Below are 20622 nucleotides of genomic sequence, written 5' to 3' on the forward strand. Positions count from 1 at the left end.
ACCCCTTCCTTTCCGAACCGCTCCTCGATGAACTCGAAGATCGACGAGCCGAAGCTGTAGGCGGCCCGGGCGAAGCCGACGTCGAGGGCCTCGAAGCTCGGGACCTGGTCGGTCACCGCGGCATCCCGCACTACCATCATGTCCAGCGGATCCCACTCGTCCTCCATGTAAGTGGCCATGCCCTCGTCGATCCAGACCGGAACCGAGCGCCGCACGAGGGATCGGGGAATGATGTCGAACTGGAAGATGTGGGTGAGCTCGTGGATGAAGAGCTCCTGGAGCTCGTCCGGCGGATAGTCGATGGGAAGGACCATCCGGTCGCGCGAAGGCTCGGCGAAGGCGCCGACCCCTTCGGGCACCTCGATGGGGAAGAGGTTCGTCTGAGCGAACTCCGAGAACGTCTTATAGAGGATGAGCGGGATGGGAAAGGAGATCTCGTGTTTCAGGTCGTTCGAGACCTGCTCGTAGGCGCTCTCCGCGTAGCTGACGAGGCGGCCGAGCTCCTGCTCGAACTCGGGATAGTAGTAGATCTCGAAATGGGGCGAACGGTAGACCTGCCACCGGTGCTTGTCGTACTTGACCTTGTTCTTTCCGTAGAAAGGAGCGAAGGAAGCCTGGCCGAAAGCCGTCGCCGCCGCGCCCAGTGACGCCAGAAGGATGATAGACGCGATCCTCGCCCGTGGCGCCGAAGAAGATTGCATGGTGGTGAACCTCATGAGATACCTCGTATCGTTTTGCCCGGACGACGCGAAAAGCTCGGCGGCGAGAAGCCTAGCGCTCGTGGGTCTCGGTCGCTCACTTCAAGAGCACCCTCGTTCCCCGGAACGTCTGGGGCGACAGGATGCTGAGAAAATTCGGAATCAGCCGATCCATCAGCTCGAAATACGAGGAGAGGGCCGAGGTCTGCTCATCACGGCCGTAGATGACCTCCTCGGTAAAACGTTCGCGATGGATCGTCTGGCCGGTCTCACCGTCGATGAAATAAAACTCGGCGTTGAGGGTGAAGCCAGTGCGCTCTTCGAACACGTTCGAACGGACGAGGGTGGGCCGGTTGAACGAATCTCTCACGTAGCGGTCGCTCGTCGAGAAGCCCGACCGCGACTCCGATCCGAAGGCCAGCTTTCCCGTCACGATCAACGGATTCTGGTATTCCTCTCCAACTCCTTGCCAGTACTCGGAGTCCTCGAGGAGCTTGTCCTGCTCGAGATCGATCCATTCCTGCCGGGAGATCTCTTCTTCGCCGGCGGAGCGAGCCTGCTCCTCGATCTTCTCGAACTCCGCGAGCATGCCGGTCTGCTCGAGCGTCTGTTCGGAGAAATCTCCGAGCGGCTCGATGTCGGCATCGAGGACCATGAGGTTCGATCGCATGCGAAGCTGGTTGCGAAGCAGCCGTACCGTCTCGGCGTCGAGGTCGATGCCCTCGTTGGACTGGGTAGTAAAGCTCGCAACCAGAATCCGATTGTATTTCTCCACGTCGAGCTTGGCCGAGATCGGAACCTCGATGGGGACCTCGTAATAGCTCGTACAGGCCAACGTCGACGCGAGCACCAACCCGACTGTGAGCCGGCCGACAGGCATCGACCCCCGGCGGCTCGATTTGCTACGACTCATTTGCTTGGCCAAACTCACCTCGTCGCACCCCCAGCAAACCGCCGTCATCCCTCCCGAAACGAGCGGGAACGGGCTAGTTCGTCCCCGATCTCTGATCCGTCCTTTTCTTTCGCTCATACGCTTCCCTGAAGAGCTCGTAGTTCTGGCGGATGTAGAGGTTGTTCGGATCGATCTCCAGGGCCCGCTCGTATTCGACATTGGCCTCGTCGAACTGCCCCGCCTGCTCGTAAGCCACGGCGAGATTGTTTCGGGCGCTCGCATTGCGAGGGTCGAGCTCTACCGCTTTCTCCCAACGGTAGATGGCTTCGCGCCACAAGCCTCGCTGCGCGACTTCGATGCCGAAGTAGACTTGCTTCTTGGCTTCGTTCTCGCGCTCGTCGGCAACGGCATCGAGCGCGAGAGGCGCGGCGAGCAACGCTAGCACCAAGAGCGTGGTCAGTGGGCGGACGCTCGAGGACAACTCTACCTCGCTCCCAACAGAATCTTTGAGGTTCGCATCACAATTACGTGATGGCGACGGCAGAGGTATCGTAGCCCAGCTGGCAGGGACGGTGCAAGCAACTTCGTCGCCCTTCCGGGAGGGGCTTCGTCCCCGATTCCGTCTTCAGGAAAAGAGACGACCATGGACTCCGACGAAGAGCGGCTCGCGGCCTGGGTCCTGTCGCGAGCCCGGTTGCCGCGGACAGCCGACCCCTGGGACGCGATCGAATCGGCGGGAAGCTGCGCCGGCGCGCTACAGGGTCTTGCTCCCGTCGTGCCGATCGGGGTGCGCGACGCCGCGGCGCGTTCCTTCGAAAGAGCGGAAAAGGAGGGCTATCGCATCGTGGCGCTGACCGAACCGAGCTATCCGCGGCTCTTGAGGCAGATCTTCGATCCTCCGATCGCTCTATCGGTCTGGGGCACGCTTCGGCCGGAAGATGCGCTCGGCATCTCGATCGTCGGCTCGAGGCGACCGACATCCTACGGGCTTGCCGCGAGCCGCCGGCTTTCGCGGGATCTGGCTCGTGCGGGACTCGCGATCACAAGCGGGCTCGCGCGGGGCATCGACGCTTCGGCCCATCGAGGAGCCCTCGAAGAAGGCGGGCGCACGCTGGCCGTGCTCGGCTCCGGCCTCTGCAGTCTCTATCCGCGCGAGCACCGGCGGCTCGCCGAGGAGATCGCGACATCTGGAGCCGTCCTTTCGGAGTTCGATTTGAACGAGCCTCCTCTCGGTCGGAATTTCCCCCGGCGAAACCGGGTCATTTCCGGCCTCACCCTGGGGACGATCGTCGTCGAGGCGGCGACCAAGAGCGGCTCGCTCGTCTCGGCGCGCCTCGCCGCCGACCAGAACCGCGATGTTTTCGCCGTGCCCGGACCCATCGACTCGACCACGAGCGAAGGAGCCCACGAGCTGATCCGAGACGGTGCACGCCTCGTCGGCCGAGCCGAGCACGTTCTCGAGGAGCTTCGCGAGGACGTTCGAGAGGCTCTGAGAATCAAGGCCTCTCCCCGGACGGCCCCGACGGCGCCCGAGCTCGACGAGGACGAGAACGCCGTCGTGAGGGCTCTGCGGCAGTCCCTCACGCGACCGCTCGACGTGGACGAGCTTCTCGAAGCGGTCGCGCTTCCGACCGAGCGCACGCTCGCGGCGCTTTCCCGGCTCGAGGTGGCGAGACGCGTCCGGCGCCACCCCGACGGGCGCTACCGGCCGGAAATTTGACGCGATGCCGGGTCGCGTGCCACCATATCGCTACACGATTCCCATGACGAAGTCACTCGTGATCGTCGAATCGCCGGCGAAGGCGAAGACCATCAACAAGTTTCTCGGACGCAACTACGTCGTACGAGCCTCGATGGGCCATGTCCGCGACCTCCCCAAGAGCAAGCTCGGCGTCGACGTCGAGCACGGATTCCAGCCGGACTACGTGGTCATTCCCAAGAAGAAGAAGGTGCTCTCCGAGCTCAAGGAGGAAGCGAAGAAGGCGACTGCCATCTACCTCGCTCCCGACCCCGACCGCGAAGGTGAGGCCATCAGCTTCCACCTGGCCGAGGAGCTCCAGGCCAAGAACGGCGCCGTCCACCGGGTCCTGTTCAACGAGATCACGAAGAAGGCGGTGGAAGAGGCCATCCGCAATCCCAAGAGAATCGACCGGGACAAGGTCGACGCGCAGCAGGCGCGCCGAGTCCTCGACCGGCTCGTGGGCTACCAGATTTCTCCTCTGCTCTGGGAGAAGGTCCGGCGGGGGCTCTCCGCCGGTAGGGTGCAATCGGTGGCGCTGCGCATCGTCTGCGAGCGCGAGCGGGACATCCAGGCGTTCCAGTCCGAGGAGTACTGGTCGATCCACGCCGACCTGGAGGCAAAGACTCCCCCAGGCTTCATCGCGAAGCTCACCCGGATCGACGGCAACGCCGCCGAGCTGAAGGACGAGGCGACGACGCGGGCGATCGCCGACGAGCTCTCCCATCTCGATTTCACCGTCAAGACGGTCACCGCGAAGGAGCGGCGCCGCAAGCCGGTGCCTCCCTTCATCACCAGCAAGCTTCAGCAGGAGGGGGCGCGCAAGCTCGGCTTCACCGCGAAGCGGACGATGATCGTCGCCCAGCGTCTCTACGAGGGAATCGAGCTCGGGAGCGAAGGACCGGTCGGTCTCATCACTTACATGCGCACCGACTCGACCCGCATCGCCAACGAGGCTCTCGACGAGGCCCGTCAATTCGTCGAAGAGAAATATGGCCGGGATCTGCTTCCCGACAAACCGAACATCTACAAGAGCAAGAAGGGCGCCCAGGACGCCCACGAGGCGATTCGGCCCACCTCGGTTTATCGAGACCCCGACTCCATAGCGCCCTATCTCGACCGCGACGAGCTCAAGCTCTATCGGCTCATCTGGAACCGGTTCGTGGCCTCTCAGATGGCGCCCGCTTTGTTCGACGAGACCATCGCCGAGATCGAGGCGGGACGATACATCCTGCGGGCGCGGGGGTCGGTGCTCAAGTTCAAGGGCTTCCTCGCGGTCTACGAGGAGGGGAAGGACGAAGACACTTCCCCGAAGGCCACCGCGGAGGAAAGAGAGGAAGAAGAGTCCAGAGAAGACGGCAAGGACAAGAAGCTCCCGCCGCTTTCGGAGGGCGAGCTCTTGAAGCTGCTCGGAGTCCAGCCGGAGCAGCATTTCACCCAGCCGCCGCCTCGATTCACCGAGGCGTCGCTCGTGAAAGAGCTGGAGGAAAAAGGCATCGGCCGGCCGAGCACCTACGCCAGCATCCTCTCGGTTCTCCAGGATCGACAATACGTACAGAAGATCGAACGGAAGTTCGTTCCCACCGAGCTCGGATTCCTCGTCACCGATCTGCTGATGGGAAGCTTCGCCGACATCATGGAGATCGAGTACACCGCCAAGCTCGAAGGGATGCTCGACGAGATCGAGGAGGGTCGGGCCAACTACCTCACGACGATCGACGGCTTCTACCAGAAGTTCAGCAAGGACCTGACCGAAGCCAAGAAGCACATGACCAACGTCAAGGCCATGGAGATTGCCACCGAAGAGAAGTGCGACAAATGCGGCAAGCCCATGGTCATCAAATGGGGGCGATTCGGTCACTTTCTGGCCTGTTCCGGTTATCCCGAGTGCCGCAACACCCGCGAGATCCAGAATTACCAGGACAAAGAATCCGCCGACCCCGACGCGTTCTCCGAAGAGACCTGCGAAAAATGCGACAGGCCCATGGTGCTGAAGAAAGGCCGCTATGGCCAGTTCCTCGCCTGCTCCGGCTACCCCGAGTGCAAGAACACCCGGAAGATCTTCAAGGGCAAGGACGGCTCGCTCGAGACGAAGCGCGACCAGCTGCTCGACGAGACCTGCCCGAAGTGCGGCTCCCGGCTCGTCGTGAAGCATGGACGCTACGGCGAGTTCACCGCCTGCAGCTCCTATCCCGACTGCAAGTACATCAAGCAGAAAGAGGTCGGCGTCGCCTGCCCCAGGGAAGACTGCCCCGGGCAGGTGGTCGAGCGTCGTTCGAGGCGCGGCAAGCTCTTCTTCGGGTGCTCGCAGTACCCCGATTGCGATTTCACCAGCTGGCACAAGCCCGTGGCCGAACCCTGCCCCGAGTGCGGCTATCCCGTCCTGTTCGAGAAATCGACCAAGCGCGACGGGGCCCACTACGCCTGCACCGAGGAAGGCTGCGGATACAAGCGAAGCATCGACGGCGGAGCCCCGGACGCCGTGAAGGAGCCAGACCCCGAAGAGGTCGCCGCGAAGTAAAGGCGCTTGAGCTCGAGCGAAGTTGCCGTGGTGGGCGCCGGTCTCGCCGGCTCGGAGGCGGCCTGGCAGCTCGCCAAGCGAGGCATTCCCGTACGCCTCTACGAGATGCGGCCTTTGGTCACGACGCCCGTTCACCGCACCGAGGGTTTCGCCGAGCTCGTCTGCAGCAACTCCCTGCGCTCCGATTCTTTGAATAGCGCACACGGGCTTCTCAAAGAAGAAATGCGCCGGCTCGGATCGCTCGTCATGGAAGCGGCCGAGCTCGCCCGCGTACCCGCGGGGCAGGCGCTCGCCGTCGATCGCGATCGGTTCTCCGAACACGTGACCCGGGCCGTACGGTCCGTTTCGGGGATCACGTTCTTGCGGGAGGAAGTGCGCGCCGTTTCCGACGGCGGGCTCGTGATACTCGCGACCGGACCGCTCACTTCGGAGACCCTGGCGAGCTCGATCCGTACATTCACCGGTCGCGACTCCCTGTACTTCTACGACGCGGTGAGCCCGGTGGTTGAAGTGGAGAGCATCGACTTCAGCAAAGCCTTCCGCGCATCGCGTTACGGGAAGGGTGGAGACGACTACGTCAATTGTCCCATGGACCGGGTCGAGTACCTCCGTTTTCACGAGGCCTTGTCTGCCGCGGCGCGGGTCGATCTCCACGCCATCGACCAGGCACTCTACTTCGAGGGTTGCCTCCCCATCGAGGTCATGGCCCAGCGCGGGATCGACACCCTGCGGTACGGACCGATGAAACCCGTCGGCTTGATCGATCCCCGAACGGGAAAAAGACCTTACGCCGCGGTGCAGCTTCGACAAGACAACCTGGCGGCGACGCTCTACAACATCGTCGGTTTCCAAAACCAGTTGAAGTGGGGCGAGCAGAAGCGGATTCTGCGGATGATTCCCGGCCTCGAGCGCGCCGAGTTCTCCCGCTACGGAATGATTCATCGCAACACCTACGTCAACGCGCCCACTCTGCTCCGGCCGACTTTTCAGACACGCACGAGAGATTCGCTCTTTTTCGCGGGACAGATCTCGGGCGTCGAGGGCTATACGGAATCGGCCGCATCCGGGCTTCTCGCCGGCATCAATGCGGCGCGGTTGTCGCGGGGACTCGTTCCGGTCGTGCCACCGAGAACCACGGCTCTCGGCTCGCTTTGCCACTACATCTCGGAGGCCGATCCCGAGAATTACCAGCCGACGAACATCGCCTTCGGGCTTCTGCCGCCGCTCGAGACCCGCGTCAAGAGCCGGAGAGAACGCAAAGAAGCGCTGGTCGCACGCGCTCTCGCCGCCATGGACCGCTTCGTCGAAACGGCCGCAGCATGAGGCGCGACATCGACGCTTTCGCGGAGGATCTGCGATACCGCCGTGGTCTCTCCGTGCACACCGTCGCGAGCTATCGCTCGGATCTCGAGCAGCTCGAAGTCTTTCTCGCCGAAGCGCTTACGGTCACCCGGGTCGAGGACGTGGACGTTCTCGCCCTCCGAGCCTTCCTCGCGCATTTGCACCAAGCGGGCGCCGCTCGCTCCTCGGTCGCGCGCAAGCTCGCCGCCATACGAACGTTCTTCCGCTACCTGAATCGAGAAGGGCGGCTCACGAAGAACCCCGCTCGGCTCGTGGGAACGCCCCGGCTCGACAAGAAGATCCCGATGCGAATCGAGGAGGCCGAGGTAGAGCGTCTGCTCGATGCTCCCGATTCATCGACCCCCTTGGGACGCCGCGACCGTGCACTGCTCGAGCTTCTTTATGCAACCGGCCTCCGGGTGGGTGAGCTCGTTTCGCTCGACCTCGCGGAGGTCGATCTCGAATCACGTCTTGTCCGCGTCGTCGGAAAGGGCGGCAAGGAGCGCATCGTGCCGTTCGGTGAGCCCGCCGCGGAGGCGGTCCGGCATTACTTGCCCGACCGCCAGAAGCTCGTCCGCCTCGGCCGCGGCACCGACGCGTTGATCCTCAACGCCCGGGGAGGGCGACTGACGGCCCGTAGCGTACGTCGTTTGGTCGACCGGTACCTCAGGCTGACGGCCCTCCGAAAGGGGCTCTCGCCTCACAGCCTCCGTCATGCCTTCGCAACCCATCTTCTCGAGCGGGGTTGCGATCTCCGCTCCATTCAGGAGCTTCTCGGTCACCAGAGCCTCTCGACCACGCAGAAGTACACGACCCTATCGGCCCAGCGGTTGCTCGACGTCTACGAAAAGGCGCATCCCAAGGCTTGAAAGGCCCGAGGACCTATTGGGTCTGCTCGAGGATGTCCTCGGCTCCCAGGATCACCAGGCATGGAATGGCCACACCATTCAACTGCGCCGGCGTGAACTTGGCACGAATCACCGACATCAGAACGACGGGAGCCCAGCTCTCAGCGGCTCTCGTGAGGTGAGCGGCCACGACGCGTCCCTGGTGGTCGATCAAAATCGCGAATCCTCCGCTCGAACCGCGCCGCGATCGCATCGTGCTCGGCGGTTTGACGATACCACTGATGGCTTCGGGAGGCTCGTAACGCCCGGTGGCCGCCTTGAGGGCGAGAGCGTAGGGCATCAAGTCGTGGAGCAGGTAGTCGAAGTTCGACTCGAAGGCCGATTCGAAGGCGGCGGCGGCGAGCCCGGCCTCGCCGGCAAGAGCATGATGGTAGCCGATGTGCAAGCTCGCCTCGGCGTCGTTGGGCACCGCCTCGGCAAGGGCCCGATAAAGGCCGACGGCGTCGGCCGCGTTGCCGTTCTGAGCGTGAGCCCGCGCGAGAAGCCGCAGGGCCCGCCAGTTCTCGGGGTCTCCCAGCAATACTTCCCCCAGCTCCCGGATGGCCGCAGGATATTGTCGGTCACCGAGGAAGGCCTCGCCGATCAGAAGACGAAAGGTCGAGCGCTCGTCGTCCGTCGTGGGGAGCTGAGTCTGGAGCCAGGCGATCGCCTGTCGGAACTTACCTTCGGCAATGTAGTCCCGTGCCCGATCGATCGGATCGTCGAGGGCGGCCGTCAGGGCAGGACTGCCCGATCTCGGCTTGAGGAAGAAATAACGCTCGGGCGCGACGCCCTCTTCAACGAGGCTCGCGACGAGCCGCGGATGGGTAAATCTCATGTGCTCCCATGCGTCGACGAACTCGTCGATGATCTCGAGCTCGTGCCCCTCGTAGACGATCCCGCTCCTTCCGACGCTCGAGCGGAGCGTTCCCAGATACAACGGCATCTCGGTGACGACGGGAAAAGTGGGAAACCCGTCGTCGGCAGACGGCTTGAGGGCATAGCGCTGCTTCACCGGCGGGTAGCGGTCGGGCTTCATCGGTCGGATCGGCGCAATGTAGACGGCCTCGATCGCCAGGATCTCGTAGGTGCCGGTGGGGAGGGCCGCCCGGAAATAGCCGAGCCCTTGATCCACGTCGATGACGTGCTCTTCGTTCGTCGTCTCCCGCCGCACGCGGAGCTTCCGCCCACGATAGTCCGGCCCGTCGAAGCGTCCTTCCAGCCGGCCGAACACGAACGAGCTTCCGGCGGCACGAAGGGATGCCCAGGTGGTCTCGACCTCGAGCTCGTCCGAGAGAACCGAGGAAGCCAGAGACAGAGCCAGGCTCGTCAGGAGAGCGCTCCGCATCGTCACCAAGAATATCATGCCGGGTGGAGGCCGAATCCGGGTGCAATTTCGCTTACACTTGCGGGCTGATAAACAAGTCAGGAGACCAAGCGTCGGGAGAGGCAACCATCATGATCGAGATCCTCTGGCAAGACGTTCGTTACGGTTATCGCATGCTTCGCGCCGCTCCGGTCGTGGCGCTGACGGCGATTTCGTCGCTCGCGCTGGGAATCGGTGCGAACAGCTCGATGTTTGCCGTCGTGCACGCGGCGCTCTTTCGCCCGCTTCCCGTCGACTCACCGGAGGAGCTCTGGTTCCTCTTCACCGGGACGGAAGAAAGCCCGTACGATTCGATCTCCTATCCCGATTATCTCGACTACCGCGACCGCACCGAAGTGTTTCAGAGCCTGTCCGCCTTTGGAGAGATCGCCGTGAGCCTCGGGGGAGACTCCGCCCCCGAGATATGCCGCGGGCTCATCGTCACCGGCAACTTCTTCGAGACTCTCGGCCTGCGTCCCCAGCAGGGAAGGCTCCTCACACCCGAAGACGACCGCGTTCCCGGCGAGCATCCGGTCGCGGTGCTCGGCGACGGCCTGTGGCGGCGCCGCTTCGGTGCGGAGGTTTCGGTCGTGGGACGGATCATCACCCTCAACGGCCGGACGTACCACGTCGTGGGCGTGGCTCCGCGGGGATTTCGAGGGCCCGATGTGCTCGAGAGCTATGACATTTACGTGCCGATGATGATGCAAGCTTACCTCCGTCCGCCGCGCGGGGGCTTTTCCGGCGAGATGGATCCCGATCTGCTCGATCGTCGCAACGCGAGCTGGCTCCGCGTCGTAGGACGCCTGCGCTCCGATCGCTCACCCGACGAAGCGGCCATCGCGGTCGGAACCCTCGCCCGGCAGCTCGAGCGGGTCTATCCCGACACGAACGAGGGAGAATCTGCCACGGTGTTTCCCGTGGAGAAAGTCGACCCCCGGGCATGGCCGTGGCTTTCGTCGGTTTCCGTCCTTCTCATGGCCGTGGTCGGACTCGTGCTCCTCGTGGCCACGGCCAACGTGACCAGCTTGTTGCTCGCCCGTGCCGTATCGAGGAGACGCGAAATCGCCCTGAGGCTCGCTCTCGGCGGCGCCAAGGCTCGCCTGGTGCGTCAGCTCCTCACCGAGAGCCTGCTGCTCAGCGTTCTCGGAGGGGCGCTGGGCCTTCTCCTCGCGAGTTGGGCCCTGCACGGATTTACCCGGCTCGTACCGGAGGCGGGGATCTTCTCGTTCACTCTCGATTTCCGTGTCGACCTCGAGGTCGTTCTGTTTACATTTCTCGTGTCCGTCGTCACGGCGGCGCTCGTGGGTCTCGCCCCTGCCCTCCGTTCCTGTCGCGGTGAGCTGGCGAAGACCCTCAAGCACACCGACGGTGCGGAAGGTCTTCGCGGGCGCTTCGCCGGCCGAAAGGCCCTGGTGCTCGCCCAGCTGGCTCTGTCCATCGTATTGCTCGTGGTGGCGGGATTGTTCTCGAAGAGCTTCTGGAACTCCCGCGCCGCGGCCCCTGGATTCCGGGCCCACGAAGTCCTCACGGCTCCGCTCCGCATCGACCTGTTGCGCTACACCAAGACCGACGGCCGGAATCTTTATCGGGACGTCCTGGAGCGCGCCCGGGTGTTGCCCGGCGTCGTGTCCGCCAGTCTGGCACGCGTCGTCCCCCTCGAGGGCGGAGGCCGAACGACGACCTTTAGGCTCGAGGGCTCGCCGGAGATCGGCCCCGAATGGGACGCCGAACGTCTACCGGTGGTCGGGACCAACGTAATCGCGGTCGACTACTTTCGAACGATGGGAATCTCGCTTCTCGAAGGAAGGGACTTTTCCGATCGAGACATCGAGGATGCCCCGTTCGTGGTGGTCATCAATGAAACCTTCGCCAAACGCTTCTTCCCCGCCGTCGATGCCCTCGGAAAACGCATTCGACTCGGGGGCGACGAGAGCTCGCGCACCATCGTGGGCGTCGTGAGCGATTCGAAATACCGTACCGTCGGTGAACCGGCCACCCCGCACGTCTACCAGCCGCTCGCGCAGGTGCACGAAACGGGGATGAGGCTCCTCATGAGAACCGCCGTTTCTCCCGAGGCTCTCGTTCCCCCATTGCGCAACCTGCTGCTCTCCCTCGAGCCCAACTTGCCGGTGTCGGACATCGTTCCCCTGGAAAGGCTCGTTCGCAGTGCATTGTTTCCCGCGCGCATGGCGGCAGGGTTGATGACCGTCTTTGCGGTGCTCGCCTCGAGTCTCGCCGCCTTCGGCCTCTACGGACTGATGTCGTTCGCCGTCGCCCAACGAAGCCGGGAGATGGGAATCCGGGTGGCGCTCGGCGCGAGTCCGGCGCAGCTCGTGAGACTCGTCGTGGGAGACGGTCTGTGGCTCGTGACCGTCGGCGTGGTGCTGGGCTGGGCGGGCGCGGCCGCCATGTCGAGGTTCCTCGCTGGCTTCCTCTATGGCGTGAGCCCGATCGACCCGATCACCTTTGGATCCGTTGCCCTTCTCCTCTCGCTGGTCATGCTGACGGCTGCTTACGTACCCGCCCTGCGTGCGGGCCGATCCGACCCCCTGATTGCGCTCCGGTACGAATAGCAGTTGTTAGTCGGAAAGCGCGTCGAGCGCTTCGAGGTCGAGCCACTCACGGGACTGCACCGCGGGAAGCTGCAGAGCCCGTTCGCGGTCGAGGTCCAGGTTTCCCAGGTGCACCGACTGGGGCGCCTGCACCCACTTGAAGATCGATCCGATGAAAAGGCCGCAGAACCGCTTCACCCAATCCTTGAGCATGCCCGGTCGATAATCGGGCCGCATCCGCTTCAGCTCTTCGTCGGTCCAGGTCGCGCGCAGCGCCGAGTAGAGCTCCACCGGCATGAGCTTCTCACCGGCGAAAAGAGCGAAGCAGGCGTCGAGCACGGGAAACGGCATGAGATCCTTCTCGTCTTCCTGATTCTCCGCGAGCTCGGCCGAGGCTTTCGTTTCGAGAAGCTCGTCGAGAACCTCGATGTCGTGCTTCTTGCGAAGGTAGCCGAGCAGACGGATGACGATCGTCTTGGGAAGGTTCCCCAGGAGTGAATAGGCTCCCATGAGGTCCCCCCCGATGGTCGTGTAGCCGACCGCCTTCTCGCTCATGTTGCCCGTCTGAATCCAGAGAGCCCGGGTCGCGTTCGCCCAGTTCCACATGCGCTGGGCGCGGATGCGAGCTTGAATGTTCTGTCGCGTCAGGGCGGGGAGCTCTTCAGATGGGCCGAGCATCGCCTGCGCCGCCTCGACCTCGCGCTCGAAAGCATCCTCGATCGGGACTTCCCGGAAGCTGACCCCGAGTGCGGCACAGAGCTTCGTCGAGATCGCTCGGGTCGTCGGTGAATTGAACCGGGTGGGCATCGAAAAACAGCAGATGAAGTCCCGGATTCGGGCTCGCCGTTCCTTCTCCGGCAGGTCGCGAAACCGCTCGCGGGCGTAGAGCCAGGCGATGACGAGCGTGAGTGAAGAGTCCTTGCCGCCCGACACAGCGATGCCCAGCTTGTCGAAAGCGCCCGTTTTCCGAAAGTAGCCGTCGAGTCCGGTTCGCATCGCGGCAACGAGATCTTCGTACCATTGCTTCTCGGGTGGTAGCTTTGGCCCGGGCTCGGGAACGAAGAAGTTCTTGCTCGGGGAAATCTCGGGTCGGAGCTCCGAATCGGGAATGTCGACCTCGACGATCCTGACGGGCGGATGCGTTCTCAGATAGGCCTCGGCGCTCGCTCGCCACGTGGTGCTCTCGAAGCGAAGCCGCCGCGTGCGGTCGAGATCGACCACGAACGAGGACCACCCCTCGCGCCAGCGCTCGGCTTCGTGGAGCAACCGGCCGTTCTGGTTGACATAGGCCCCGCCGTCGAACACGAGCGAGTCCTGCCCCCCGACCTGGTTCACGTAGACGAAGGTCACCTGATTGTCCGAAGCCCGCGTGGCAATGAGCTCCCTTCTCGTCTCGGCGATGCCGGTGCGCCAGGGCGAAGCCGAGAGGTTCAGTACCAGCTCGGCGCCGGAAGCCGAACGGCGCAACAAGGGACCATCGGCGACCCACATGTCCTCGCAGACTTCGACCGTGAAGACGCCGAACGGGGCACGGAACAGTAGATCGCCGAACGGGGCTCCGAGCACCGTCCGCGTCTCACCGGGAATGCCTCGCGCGAAGACGCGGCTTTCGTAGAACACGCCGTAGGTCGGAAGGTGCTCCTTGGGCACCAAGCCGACGATTTGTCCGGCGGCGACGACCGCAACCGCGTTGTAGACGAATCCACGGTCGGCGACCGACAGGCCGAGGGCGAAGATCGTGGGATGGGTGAGCGCTCCCGTGGCCTCGGCGAAACGCTCCAGGGCCCGACCCTGCTGCTCCACGAACCCGCGCCACTGGACGAGATCTTCGGTGGGGTATCCCGGGATGACCTGCTCGGTGAATACGCCGATGGCGCATCGATTCGCCGACATCTCGGCGGCCATCTCGATCAACCGCTCGAGGTTCGAGGGAATCGCCCCGACGGTCGGGTCGAGATTAGCGAGCCCAATCTTTACCGGCTGCATCAGTAGCGAACGGCCCGGGCGTGCTCGTGCTGGTGTCCGAAGATGCGCCGGAAACGCTCGATGTCCTCCTTCGTGCCGGTGGACTTGGCCAGGTTGTCACTGAGCTTCACGGTGCGGTGGCCGTTCGCCTCGACGGCCTTCACGACGATCGAGATGGGCTCGAAGCCGAGGTCGTTCGTCAGATTCGTTCCCCAGCCGAAGCTCAGCTTGATTCGGCCATGAAACCGCTGGGACAGCGCGAGGATGGTCTCGAGCTCGAGACCATCGCTGAAAATGAGGAGCTTCTCCCTCGGGTCGATGCCGATGTCCCGGTAGAAACGGATCGCCTTCTCGCCAAACTCGAACGGATCTCCCGAGTCATGCCGAAGCCCCTTCCAGGCACGTGCCTGCGCCTCGGTCATGTCCCGAAAGAAGAAGTCGGCGCCATAGGTATCGGTGAGGGCAATGGACAACCCCCAGCCGTACAGATCCCACCAGTCCTCGAGCACCCGATTGTGGGAATCGTGTATCCGATCGTCGGACTCGTGCATGATGCCGGACATCACCATATAGAGCTCGTGCGCCGACGTCCCCATGGGTACGAGCCCGTGGAGCATTGCGGACTCGGTCGAGGAGGTCCCGAGAAACTGTGCCGGCATCTCTTCGGCCAGCGTCCGGTCCACGTAGTGCTGCCAGCTCCGGCTGAAGCGACGTCTCGTCCCGAAATCGACGAACTTGACCTCGGGGTGCTCCCTGAGGACCTCGATCTTCCGTGACAGACGGAGCTTCCCGCGAGCGTCGACCAGATCTTTCTCGAAGCGACTCATGTCCTTCATGAGGTTTCGATAGTAGAGCTCGTTCACGATGGCGAGGCCGATGGTCTCCCAGTAGATCGTCTCCGACCACCTGCCGCGGAACCGGAGGCGAAAGCTTCCGTCCACGACCTCGAGCTCGTACTCCGGGAGTTTGAAGTCGCGAAGGAACTCGAGGTAGTCCTCGGCGAACATGCGATCGCCGTACTCGTTCGTTCCCCGGAGGTAGTGGAGCTCGCTGTTGTTGAAGCGAAGGCTCCTCACGTGATCGAGCTCCTCGCGTAGCTCGGCGCGGTCGACGATCTCCGCGAGGCGAACTCGACGGGTCCGATTCGTCAAGGAGTAAGTCACCGGCACGTCGCGGTAGCGGAGGAAGACGAGCTGGCCCATCGTGAACTTGTAGAAATCGACATCGAGAAGAGATTGCACCACCGGCATCGTCAGCCTCGCTTTTCCATGGCCGCTCCCCACTCGCTCATGGGTGTGGACGCGAGCACCCGATGTATTCCCGCGCGCTCGAACTCCCGAAACATCGCATCGGCCTTTTCGGTGAAGTCCACTCCGGGCGCGACCACCGGTGACGTGCAATCCTCGAGGAGGTACACCTTCTGCGCCAGGGCCGGGTCACGCTCCCCGATCTCCTCGAGAAGGTCCGAGATGGTGAAGCTCACGCAGTGGCTCTTGGCCTGTCCGGCGACGATCAAGGCATCGTAGCCCAGCAGGGTGTCCGTGAGAGCGTGGTTCTTTCGCGCGATGATGCCCTCGGGTCCCTCGAGCACCTCGGGGCGGAGAACGGAGTAGTTCTCGGTCAGTGGGTTTTCGCCCTTCACCTCGAACGAGGCCTGGCTCGAGCGCGCCACGGTGTGGAAGAAAACGGCTTCCTCGATGGCGGAAACGAGCGCGTGACCGATCCCGCCGAGCATCGCATGGTAGGGCCAGACCATCATTTGGTACTTCCCGTCCCGACTCAGGCGCCGGCAATAATGAACCAGATGCTGCTGCAGCGACTCGCGGTCGCCCCGAGCAATGGAATCGGCGACGAGGGGGTTCACCCGGTAGCGGCCCGATTCCACGTCTTCGAGGGAGATCGCGGTCATCGGCGCCGGGTGATCTCCTTTCTCGTCCACGAGGAAGACCTCGTGGAAGATCTGCATGGCCGTATGGGTGTCGAGCGTGACATGAATGCGGGTGATGTGCTGCAAGTTGCGATAGATGAACTCGGCAAGGCGCCGGTTGTCTCTCACCGCCCCGTCGCCCGACCGTCCGGCGACGAATAGCTCGAACCCGGGTATGCAGAACGTGTTCTGCACGTCGACGAGGAGGAGTCCCACGCGACGCTCATCGGTGCGCGCCGGGCGAATGTCGTGCCTCGCCGCGAACGACCGTGCCTCGGCGGCGAGCTCCTGATAGGAAACGCGGTAGATCTCTCCCACGCGGCCCGGATCGAAGTGCTCGGGGATCAAAAGACCTCCACGATCTCCGGCTGCATCTTCTCGAAACGATAGAGCATGGCGGGCCGGTGGCGCCCACCCGTCGCCCGCTCTCCCGAGGCCTCGACGAGACCGAGCGAGAGTACCTTCTTGCGAAAGTTTCGCTTGTCGAGAGAGCGCTTCAACACGGTCTCGTAAGCACTCTGGAGCTGTGACAGGGTGAACTTCGACGGAAGAAGCGAGAACATCACATTCGTGTACTGCACCTTCGACTGAAGACGTTTCTGGGCATAGGCGAGGATCTCTTCGTGATCGTAGGCGAGCGGCCGAGGGCGCCGGTCCAAGTCCCAGAATCGCACCGCTCGGTACTTCTCCGTCGTCTGCAGCGCCACGCCTCCGGGCGGTACCAGAGAGAAATAAGCGACCGAGACCACCCGGTTGGAAGGATCGCGCTTTCGATCGTCGAAGGTGTAGAGCTGTTCGAGGTATACGTGACTGACGCCGGTCTGCTCTCTGAGGATACGCGCCGCCGCCGCGTCGAGGGCTTCTCCGTCCTCGACGAGGCCTCCGGGGAAGGCCCACCGGTCCTCGAACGGCCTTCGTTTCATCTGGATGAGAAGAACCTGCAGGCTGCCTTCGAGGACGGTGAAGATGCAGTTGTCGACGGCGACACCGATGTTTTGGCGGAGCCTCCCGTGGTCGGGCACGAAATTAGTGTACTCTATACACTAACAAAGCGCAAGTCGCTAGAGCTTTAGTCCTTTCAAGTAGTTCCGGAAGGCGTTGCCCAGATCGGGCCGTCTCAGCGCATACTCGACCGTTGCAGTGAGGAAACCCAGCTTGTTCCCGCAGTCGTGTCGAACGCCCCGGAACTCGAACCCATAGACCGGCGTCTCCGACAACAAAGACTGGAGAGCGTTCGTGAGCTGGATCTCGCCTCTTTGATCGCGGTCGGTCTCGCGAATGTGCCGGAAGATGGATGGAGTCAATATGTAGCGTCCGATGATCGCGAGATCGGAGGGGGCCTCGTGCTTCGGCGGCTTTTCCACCAGGCCGCTTACCCGATGGAGCCGTTCGCCCTCGGGGGCCGCGGCGATGACGCCGTAGCTCGAGATTTCCTCTGGCCTCACGCGCATCACGGCGAGGACCGGGGCCCTCACTCGCTCGAAGACCTCGATCATCTGGGCGATGCAAGGGACGTCACTGACGACGAGGTCGTCGCCGAGAAGGACGGCGAAAGGCTGGTCGCCGACGATCGGCTCGGAAACCAGCACGGCGTGCCCGAGTCCGAGCGCCTCCTTCTGGCGAACGTACGAGACGTTGACGAGATCGGAGATGGACCTCACGATGGCGAGCTCCTCGGGCTTGTGCTTCTCCTCGAGGAAGCGCTCGAGCTCGAAGGAGACGTCGAAGTGGTCTTCGATCGCCGTCTTGCCCCGCCCGGTCACGATGACCACGTCGCTGATTCCGGCTTCGACCGATTCTTCCACGACGTACTGAATGAGAGGTTTGTCTACGAGGGGGAGCATCTCTTTCGGTTGCGCCTTCGTCGCCGGGAGGAAGCGGGTGCCGAGTCCTGCAGCCGGAAGAACTGCTTTGCGAATCATCATGTAAGAGTTTCCTTGTCGATTCTTGGAGTTGGGAGTACAAAGCGAGCGATTGCAATAGGTTAGCATGCTCCATCTTCCACGCGCAAGAGACGGCTCGAGAAGGGGGGCGGCAGTCGGAGGTTTCTCGTTTCAGGGTTAAAATGCGCTTCGATGCTCGATCTGAACTTCGCAACCCAGAACATCGACTTCGTCCGTGCGCGCGTGCGCGAGCGCGGCGTCGACGTCGATCTCGACGAGCTCGTCCGCCTGAACGACGAGAGGAAGCGCCTCCAGACCGAGGTCAGCACTCTGCGACACGACCATTCGGAGTCCTCCAAACAGATTGGCGCCCTGTTCAAACAGGGGAAGAAGGAAGAAGCCGAGGCACTTCGCGGCGAGCTTCGCGCCGCGTCCGATCGAATCAAGGAAAAGGAGGAGCGCCAGAGCGAGGCCGAAGAGCAGTGCGAGAGGCTCTTGGCAACGCTTCCCAATCTGGCTCACGAGAGCGTGCCCGTGGGCGCCGACGCCTCGTCGAACGTCGAAGTGCGAAGGGTCGGCGAGCCAAGGAATTTCCCCTTCGATCCCCGGCCGCACTGGGAGCTCGGAGAATCGCTCGGCATCCTCGACTTCGACCGCGCGGGGAAGATATCGGGCGCCCGCTTCGCGGTGCTCAGCGGCATGGGCGCGAAGCTCGAGCGCGCTCTCATCAATTTCATGCTCGACATACACACCCGCGAGCACGGCTATCGGGAGATTCTTCCGCCGTTTCTGGTGGGCGCCCAGGCGCTCTTCGGAACGGGGCAGCTTCCCAAACTGGAGGCGGACCTCTTCAAGGTGCGCGAGCGGGATTTGTACCTGGTGCCGACCGCGGAAGTGCCGCTCACGAACCTTCATCGGGAAGAGATTCTGGAGGCGGACGAGCTTCCCAAACGCTACACCGCCTACACGCCCTGTTTCCGCAGCGAGGCCGGCTCCTACGGAAAGGACGTCCGTGGTCTCATCCGCCAGCACCAGTTCGACAAGGTGGAGCTGGTGAAGATCACTGAGCCGGAAAGCTCCTACGACGAGCTCGAGAGCCTGACGGCGAACGCCGCCGCGATCCTGGAGCGGCTCGAGCTCCCCTATCGCCAGGTCACGCTTTCGTCGGGTGACATGGGATTCTCGGCGGCGAAGACCTACGATCTGGAGGTATGGCTACCCTCGCAGCACACCTATCGCGAGATCAGCTCGTGCAGCAATTGTACGGATTTCCAGGCGAGGCGCGCGGGCATCCGCTATCGGCCATCCCCAAGGGCGAAGCCGCGCTACTGCCATACTCTGAACGGTTCGGGCCTCGCGGTGGGGCGCACCTGGCTTGCCATTCTCGAGAACTTCCAGGACGAGGACGGCTCGGTCACGATACCGGAAGCTCTGCAACCCTACCTCGACGACAACGAGCGGCTGTCTCGAGCACGGTAGAATGACATCGGTTCCGGAGGGATGGCCGAGTGGTCGAAGGCGGCGGTCTTGAAAACCGCAGACCGAGAGGTCCGGGGGTTCGAATCCCTCTCCCTCCGCCAGCCGGCCCCGAACAAAGCTGTACGGAGCTATTCGGTCTCGTGGAAGTGGATGGCGCCGAACGTCACCACGGAGCCGGCGTCGATGTTCCACTGCTCGTAGTGGCGTAGCGAGCCCTCGAGTCCGAGCACCGGCGCCACGGCGTGGAGAAACGCGTAGAGCGGCGAATAACCGCACCAGTTCAGCTCGTCACCCCCGCGGCTCACGAGATCGAAAAAGCCCTCGGCGTCGCCATCGCATACCATCGCGAGCCTCTCTCGATCTCTGTCGGCGACTTCGACCATCTCGCCCTCACCGGCACGCGCCGGCATCGGCCCCCCGTAGCGGCGACCGACGTGCGCCATGTCCACTCCGAGGACCCAGAAGAGATTCGGGTTCTCCTCCGCCAGCTCGGAGAGGGCGTCGAAGCAACGGCGGTTCGAGTCGAGCGTCTCGGGCCGTTTTCCCGTTACCAAACTGTCTGCGAAGGCACCGACGAGGATGGGGACGATGCGAAACGGTCGCCGCAGCCGGTGCTGCAGAAAAACGACTTGAAACTCGATGGAGTGCTCCGGGACGTGGCTATAGTCTTCATCGATGACGGCGTCACCGCCGCGCTCGAGGAGGCGTTCGACGAGCTCGATCGCAACCGGGACTTCCCCGAGGGGAGAGCGAAAAGGCTTGCGCGTCACCCCGATATGCTCCGGCTCACCGTAGTGCGACGTGCCCAGGACGACGATGTCGAGCTCGCTTCCATCGCGAGCCCCGTCGAGCTGATAGGCAGCGCGGTAGGACGCTCTTCCTCCGCCCGGCGAGACGTGAGGTGCGGCAATCGCGCGGGGGGTGGGACCGCCCGCTTCGGGACTTCCGTCAGCGAGGAAAGCATCGATGAAGGTCTCGAGCTCGGCTCTCTCCCCCGGATAAGCGGTTCCGGCGTGGGACGGGACTCGGACCGGCGACGCGCGAAACGCCTCGTGACGGCGTCTCTTCATCGCCCCGAGCCCCTCGGTCTCGAGAAATCCCGCCGTCTCCAAGGTGTCGACGAACTCGCGCACGTCTTCGCTCGCCACGAGCCGGCCACCCTGAAACCGGGTCAACGCGGCCTGGGCATCGAGCTCGGTGTGAAAGCCGTCGAGAAACAACAACAAGCGATCCCAAGGAGGCGCGATGACGAGCATGGTCTCGGTATAGCCCATCGGATCCCGAATGAGAACACCGGGCGCATCCGGCAGGGGCGAGGGCATGACGTCGAGGTCGGGTCGAAGCCTGGGAAGAAGCTCGCTCAAACCGCC

Annotated in this window: 16 protein-coding genes and 1 tRNA gene; 7 read left to right on the plus strand and 10 right to left on the minus strand. The window is 63.4% G+C overall.

Going from position 1 to position 20622, the window contains the following annotated elements; translation table 11 throughout:
* The 3 genes from VEK15_09480 to VEK15_09490 all read right to left on the minus strand — a co-directional run.
* Window positions 1-716: hypothetical protein (locus tag VEK15_09480; GenBank protein ID HXV60915.1), on the minus strand; the 716-nt coding region annotated here is incomplete at its 3' end.
* 79 nt (window positions 717-795) lie between these two features.
* Window positions 796-1578: a hypothetical protein gene (locus VEK15_09485; protein ID HXV60916.1), complete on the minus strand. Its 783-nt coding sequence runs from the start codon at window positions 1576-1578 to the stop codon at window positions 796-798.
* A 106-nt stretch (window positions 1579-1684) separates the two neighbouring features.
* Window positions 1685-2035 carry a tetratricopeptide repeat protein gene (locus VEK15_09490; GenBank protein HXV60917.1) on the minus strand — a complete coding sequence of 117 codons (351 nt, stop codon included), beginning with the start codon at window positions 2033-2035 and terminating at the stop codon, window positions 1685-1687.
* Between the two features lie 198 nt (window positions 2036-2233).
* Between VEK15_09490 and dprA the strand changes: the two genes are divergently transcribed.
* Genes dprA through xerC form a run of 4 tightly spaced genes read left to right on the plus strand, consistent with a single transcriptional unit; the run spans window position 2234 to window position 8059 of the window.
* Window positions 2234-3310: a DNA-processing protein DprA gene (dprA, locus tag VEK15_09495; GenBank protein ID HXV60918.1), complete on the plus strand. Its 1077-nt coding sequence runs from the start codon at window positions 2234-2236 to the stop codon at window positions 3308-3310.
* A 43-nt stretch (window positions 3311-3353) separates the two neighbouring features.
* Complete coding sequence (gene topA / locus VEK15_09500) at window positions 3354-5849, plus strand: type I DNA topoisomerase (GenBank protein ID HXV60919.1); 2496 nt, start codon at window positions 3354-3356, stop codon at window positions 5847-5849.
* Between the two features lie 6 nt (window positions 5850-5855).
* On the plus strand, window positions 5856-7172 hold the full coding sequence (trmFO, locus tag VEK15_09505) for a methylenetetrahydrofolate--tRNA-(uracil(54)-C(5))-methyltransferase (FADH(2)-oxidizing) TrmFO (GenBank protein HXV60920.1): 1317 nt from the start codon (window positions 5856-5858) through the stop codon (window positions 7170-7172).
* Window positions 7169-8059 carry a tyrosine recombinase XerC gene (xerC, locus tag VEK15_09510; GenBank protein ID HXV60921.1) on the plus strand — a complete coding sequence of 297 codons (891 nt, stop codon included), beginning with the start codon at window positions 7169-7171 and terminating at the stop codon, window positions 8057-8059. The genes trmFO and xerC overlap by 4 nt, the downstream gene beginning before the upstream one ends.
* Window positions 8060-8072: 13 nt before the next feature.
* Here the strand turns inward: xerC and VEK15_09515 are convergent, their stop codons facing one another.
* Entirely contained in the window at window positions 8073-9425 is a 1353-nt protein-coding gene (locus VEK15_09515; GenBank protein ID HXV60922.1) for a tetratricopeptide repeat protein, read from the minus strand.
* Between the two features lie 110 nt (window positions 9426-9535).
* On the opposite strand from VEK15_09515, the gene VEK15_09520 reads away from it, so the two are divergent.
* Window positions 9536-12019, plus strand: coding sequence for an ABC transporter permease (locus VEK15_09520; GenBank protein HXV60923.1), 2484 nt, complete (start codon window positions 9536-9538; stop codon window positions 12017-12019).
* A 6-nt stretch (window positions 12020-12025) separates the two neighbouring features.
* Here VEK15_09520 and nadE read toward each other — a convergent pair whose 3' ends face one another.
* From nadE to galU, 5 genes are read right to left on the minus strand one after another with little or no spacing between them, the layout of a single operon-like run.
* The gene (nadE, locus tag VEK15_09525) at window positions 12026-13984 is read right to left on the minus strand and encodes an NAD(+) synthase (protein ID HXV60924.1); all 1959 of its coding nucleotides are present in this window, start codon (window positions 13982-13984) and stop codon (window positions 12026-12028) included.
* On the minus strand, window positions 13984-15213 hold the full coding sequence (gene pncB / locus VEK15_09530; GenBank protein HXV60925.1) for a nicotinate phosphoribosyltransferase: 1230 nt from the start codon (window positions 15211-15213) through the stop codon (window positions 13984-13986). Before pncB ends, nadE begins: the two co-directional genes overlap by 1 nt.
* Before the next feature lie 2 nt (window positions 15214-15215).
* Window positions 15216-16238, minus strand: a complete 1023-nt coding sequence (locus VEK15_09535) for an isochorismatase (protein ID HXV60926.1) — start codon at window positions 16236-16238, stop codon at window positions 15216-15218.
* Window positions 16235-16912, minus strand: coding sequence for an NUDIX domain-containing protein (locus VEK15_09540; GenBank protein HXV60927.1), 678 nt, complete (start codon window positions 16910-16912; stop codon window positions 16235-16237). Before VEK15_09540 ends, VEK15_09535 begins: the two co-directional genes overlap by 4 nt.
* Before the next feature lie 39 nt (window positions 16913-16951).
* On the minus strand, window positions 16952-17815 hold the full coding sequence (gene galU, locus VEK15_09545) for a UTP--glucose-1-phosphate uridylyltransferase GalU (protein ID HXV60928.1): 864 nt from the start codon (window positions 17813-17815) through the stop codon (window positions 16952-16954).
* Between the two features lie 150 nt (window positions 17816-17965).
* Between galU and serS the strand changes: the two genes are divergently transcribed.
* Window positions 17966-19252 carry a serine--tRNA ligase gene (serS, locus tag VEK15_09550; protein HXV60929.1) on the plus strand — a complete coding sequence of 429 codons (1287 nt, stop codon included), beginning with the start codon at window positions 17966-17968 and terminating at the stop codon, window positions 19250-19252.
* Window positions 19253-19267: 15 nt separating this feature from the next.
* Window positions 19268-19353, plus strand: a tRNA-Ser gene (locus tag VEK15_09555).
* A 27-nt stretch (window positions 19354-19380) separates the two neighbouring features.
* Here VEK15_09555 and amrB read toward each other — a convergent pair.
* Window positions 19381-20616, minus strand: coding sequence for an AmmeMemoRadiSam system protein B (gene amrB / locus VEK15_09560; GenBank protein HXV60930.1), 1236 nt, complete (start codon window positions 20614-20616; stop codon window positions 19381-19383).
* Between the last annotated feature and the right edge of the window lie 6 nt (window positions 20617-20622).

This window comes from Vicinamibacteria bacterium (genome assembly GCA_035620555.1).
Lineage (GTDB): Bacteria > Acidobacteriota > Vicinamibacteria > Marinacidobacterales > SMYC01 > DASPGQ01.

Coding starts and splice junctions, on each gene's coding strand:
- VEK15_09485 (HXV60916.1), bottom strand. CDS start 1,578: ATGCCTGTCGGCCGGCTCACAGTCGGGTTGGTGCTCGCGTCGACGTTG.
- dprA (HXV60918.1), top strand. CDS start 2,234: ATGGACTCCGACGAAGAGCGGCTCGCGGCCTGGGTCCTGTCGCGAGCC.
- topA (HXV60919.1), top strand. CDS start 3,354: ATGACGAAGTCACTCGTGATCGTCGAATCGCCGGCGAAGGCGAAGACC.
- xerC (HXV60921.1), top strand. CDS start 7,169: ATGAGGCGCGACATCGACGCTTTCGCGGAGGATCTGCGATACCGCCGT.
- VEK15_09515 (HXV60922.1), bottom strand. CDS start 9,425: ATGCGGAGCGCTCTCCTGACGAGCCTGGCTCTGTCTCTGGCTTCCTCG.
- VEK15_09520 (HXV60923.1), top strand. CDS start 9,536: ATGATCGAGATCCTCTGGCAAGACGTTCGTTACGGTTATCGCATGCTT.
- nadE (HXV60924.1), bottom strand. CDS start 13,984: ATGCAGCCGGTAAAGATTGGGCTCGCTAATCTCGACCCGACCGTCGGG.
- pncB (HXV60925.1), bottom strand. CDS start 15,213: ATGCCGGTGGTGCAATCTCTTCTCGATGTCGATTTCTACAAGTTCACG.
- galU (HXV60928.1), bottom strand. CDS start 17,815: ATGATGATTCGCAAAGCAGTTCTTCCGGCTGCAGGACTCGGCACCCGC.
- serS (HXV60929.1), top strand. CDS start 17,966: ATGCTCGATCTGAACTTCGCAACCCAGAACATCGACTTCGTCCGTGCG.